Source organism: Gordonia sp. UBA7599 (assembly GCA_002477755.1).
Classification (GTDB): Bacteria; Actinomycetota; Actinomycetes; order Mycobacteriales; family Mycobacteriaceae; genus Gordonia.
Window position 1 is genome coordinate 1 of record DLKD01000006.1, and the last position, 3,358, is coordinate 3,358.

3 protein-coding genes and 1 pseudogene are annotated in these 3,358 nt (G+C 67.2%); all 4 read right to left on the reverse strand.

Translation table 11 applies throughout. The features are described 5' to 3' along the window. A pseudogene (locus tag B4L26_RS00445) lies at nt 1–493 on the reverse strand (F0F1 ATP synthase subunit beta); the annotation flags it as partial. 31 nt (nt 494–524) lie between these two features. Beyond that, complete coding sequence (locus B4L26_RS00450; RefSeq protein WP_290714479.1) at nt 525–1,478, reverse strand: F0F1 ATP synthase subunit gamma; 954 nt, start codon at nt 1,476–1,478, stop codon at nt 525–527. 4 nt (nt 1,479–1,482) lie between these two features. Further along, nucleotides 1,483–3,120, reverse strand: coding sequence for a F0F1 ATP synthase subunit alpha (atpA, locus tag B4L26_RS00455; RefSeq protein ID WP_290714482.1), 1,638 nt, complete (start codon nt 3,118–3,120; stop codon nt 1,483–1,485). A gap of 79 nt (nt 3,121–3,199) precedes the next feature. After that, nucleotides 3,200–3,358, reverse strand: a 159-nt coding sequence (locus tag B4L26_RS00460) for a F0F1 ATP synthase subunit delta (protein ID WP_290714484.1), incomplete at its 5' end; no start/stop codon positions are given.

The following is a 3,358-nucleotide window of genomic DNA, read 5'->3' on the forward strand; positions in this document are numbered from 1 at the left end:
CGATCTTGCCGCCCTTGACGTAGGGGGTCAGGAGGTCGATGACCTTGATGCCGGTCTCGAGGATCTCGGTCTTACCCTCGAGCTGGTCGAAGGCCGGGGGCTTGCGGTGGATGCCCCACTGCTCGCCGTCGCGGCCGGTGCCCGGTGCGTCGAGGCAGTCGCCCAGTGCGTTGAAGACGTGTCCCTTGACGACGTCGCCGACCGGCACCGAGATCGGCTTGCCGGTGTCGGTGACGGCCGCACCGCGGACCAGACCGTCGGTGGGCTGCATCGAAATGGTTCGCACCACGTTGTCGCCCAGGTGCTGGGCAACCTCGAGGGTCAGCGTCTTGGCGACCGACGGGAGGGTGATCTCCGCGTGCAGGGCGTTGAACAGGTCGGGGATGGCGCCCCGGGGGAACTCGACGTCGACGACGGGCCCGATGACCCGGGCGACGCGACCGGCGGTTGCCGAAGCCGCACCAGCGGTGGAGTCGGTGACTGCTGCAGTCATGGTTTCTTCACTTTCCTCGGTTGTTCGTGTGTCAGTGGTGCGCCAGGGCTTCGACGCCACCGACGATCTCGCTGATTTCCTGGGTGATCTGGGCCTGGCGTGCCGCATTCGCCTCGCGCGAGAGGCTCTTCTCCAGCTCCGTGGCGTTGTCAGTCGCCGCCTTCATAGCGGTGCGCCGGGCGGCGTTCTCACTCGCAGCCGACTCCAGCAGTGCCGCGAAGATCCGTGACGCGACGTAGCGCGGCAGCAGGGCGTCCAAGAGTTCCTTGGCCTCGGGCTCGAACTCGATCTCGGGTCCGACGACCGCACCGCTGTTGGTGTCGAGCATGTCCTCCCCCATGTTGAGCTGCTCGATCTCGAACTCGACGTCGATGGGAGCCATCCGCCGGACGGTCGGACGCTGCGTCAGCATCGAGATGAAGCGCGTGTAGACCACGTGCAGTTCGTCGAAGCCCTCGATGTCCTCGCCGTCGTGGGCGACGGTCTCGCCCGATCCGGCCAGGAAGGCATCGACCAGGTGCTTGACCGCACCGGAGACGTCGGCGAATACCGGCTGCTGGGAGAAGCCCGTCCAGCTGTCAACGATCGGACGGCTGCGGAAGGTGTAATAGCCCACTCCCTTGCGGCCCATCACGTAGAGCACCGGATCCTTGCCCTCCGACCGCAGAAGGGCCAGCAGTTCCTCGGTCTCGCGCAACACGTTGGAGTTGTAGCCGCCGCACTGCCCGCTGTCGGAGGTGACGACCAGGACCGCGGCCCGGCGGGGGTTCTCCCGCGCCGTGAGCAATGGCGAATCCAGCGAGACCGACGCACCGGCGAGCGTGGTGACCACCTTGGTGATCTCCTGCGCGTACGGCCGGGCGGCGGCCACCCGGGCCTGCGCCTTGGTGATCCGCGAGGTCGCGATCAGTTCCTGCGCCTTGGTGATCTTCTTGGTCGACTGGATCGACCGGATCCGCGAGCGCAGCTCCCGAATGGTTGCCATCGGACTACTTCTTCTTCTTCGTCACCCGAAGGGTCTCGGGCTCGACGTCGTCGGCGTTGAGGGCCGGCGCGTCCGGGTCGTTGACGACCCGCGAGCCGTCGCTGGCGACGAAGCCCTCCTTGAAGTTGTTCGTCGCCGTGGTCAGTGCGGCAATGTCGTCGTCGGACAGAGCGCCGCCACCGGCGATGTTCGAGTAGACGCCGGCAGCGCTGTGGTGCAGGTCGGCGAGCAACTCGGCCTCGAAGCGGCGGATATCGCCCACCGGCACCGAGTCCATGAAGCCCTCACCGCACAGGTACAGCGATACGATCTGGTCTTCGACCGAGACCGGGCTGTACTGGTCCTGCTTGAGCAGCTCGACCCAGCGGGCACCGCGCTCAAGCTGGGCCTTGGAAGCCGCGTCGAGGTCGGAGGCGAAGGCCGAGAAGGCCTCCAGCTCGCGGTACTGGGCCAGCTCGAGGCGCAGGGATCCCGAGACCTTCTTGAGGCCCTTGGTCTGCGCGGCGCCACCGACGCGCGACACCGAGATGCCGACGTTGATGGCGGGGCGGACGCCCTTGTTGAAGAGGTCGGACTCGAGGAACACCTGGCCGTCGGTGATCGAGATGACGTTGGTCGGGATGAACGCCGAAACGTCGTTGGCCTTGGTCTCGATGATCGGCAGCGCGGTCATCGAGCCGCCGCCCATCTCGTCGGAGAGCTTCGCCGCACGCTCCAGCAGACGCGAGTGCAAGTAGAAGACGTCACCGGGGTATGCCTCGCGGCCCGGCGGGCGGCGCAGCAGCAGCGAGATCGCGCGGTAGGCCTCGGCCTGCTTCGACAGGTCGTCGAACACGATCAGGACGTGCTTGCCGGCGTACATCCAGTGCTGGCCCAGGGCCGAGCCGGTGTAGGGGGCGAGCCACTTGAAGCCGGCCGAGTCCGACGCGGGCGCCGCGACGATGGTCGTGTACTCCATCGCGCCGGCCTCTTCGAGTGCCGTCTTGACGCCGGCGATCGTCGAGCCCTTCTGGCCGATGGCGACGTAGATGCAGCGGACCTGCTTCTCCGGATCGCCGGTCTTCCAGTTGTCCTTCTGGTTCAGGATCGCGTCGATGCAGACCGCAGTCTTGCCGGTCTTGCGGTCACCGATGATCAGCTGGCGCTGGCCGCGGCCGATCGCCGTCATGGCGTCGATCGCCTTGATGCCGGTCGCGAGCGACTCCTCGACGGGCTGGCGCTGCAGCACCGTGGCGGCCTGCAGCTCGAGGACGCGGTCGGTCTCGGCCTCGATCGGGCCCAGGCCGTCGATCGGTGCACCGAGAGGATCGATCACACGGCCGAGGAAGTTGTCACCGACCGGCACCGACAGCACGTTGCCGGTCCGCTTGACCTCTTGGCCCTCTTCGATGTTCTCGTAGTCACCCAGGATGACCGCGCCGACCGCGTCGAGGTCGAGGTTCAGTGCGACGCCGCGGATGCCACCGGGGAACTCCAGCAGCTCGTTCGCCATGGCGCCGGGCAGGCCGCTCACGTGGGCGATGCCGTCGCCGGTGTCCACGACCGTGCCCACCTCCTCGCGGGTGGCCGACGTGTCCACCTCCTTGGTGTACGTGCTCAGCGCGCTCCGAATCTCATCGGAGGAGATGGTCAACTCCGCCATGTGCTTACTCTTCCTGGCTCTGGTGATCGGGTCTCGATCAAGGTTTCGTGTGGGGTTGTGGGGTTTGGGCTAGCGGGGGTCAGCGCAGGCCGCGGCGTACCGCGGCGAGCTTGCCCGCGATACTGCCGTCAATCTGCTCGTTGCCGACACGGACGACGACACCGCCGAGAAGGGCGGGGTCGACATCGACGTGGAGGGTGACCGGTGAGCCAAGATCGGCCTCGAGGTCGCCCGCCAG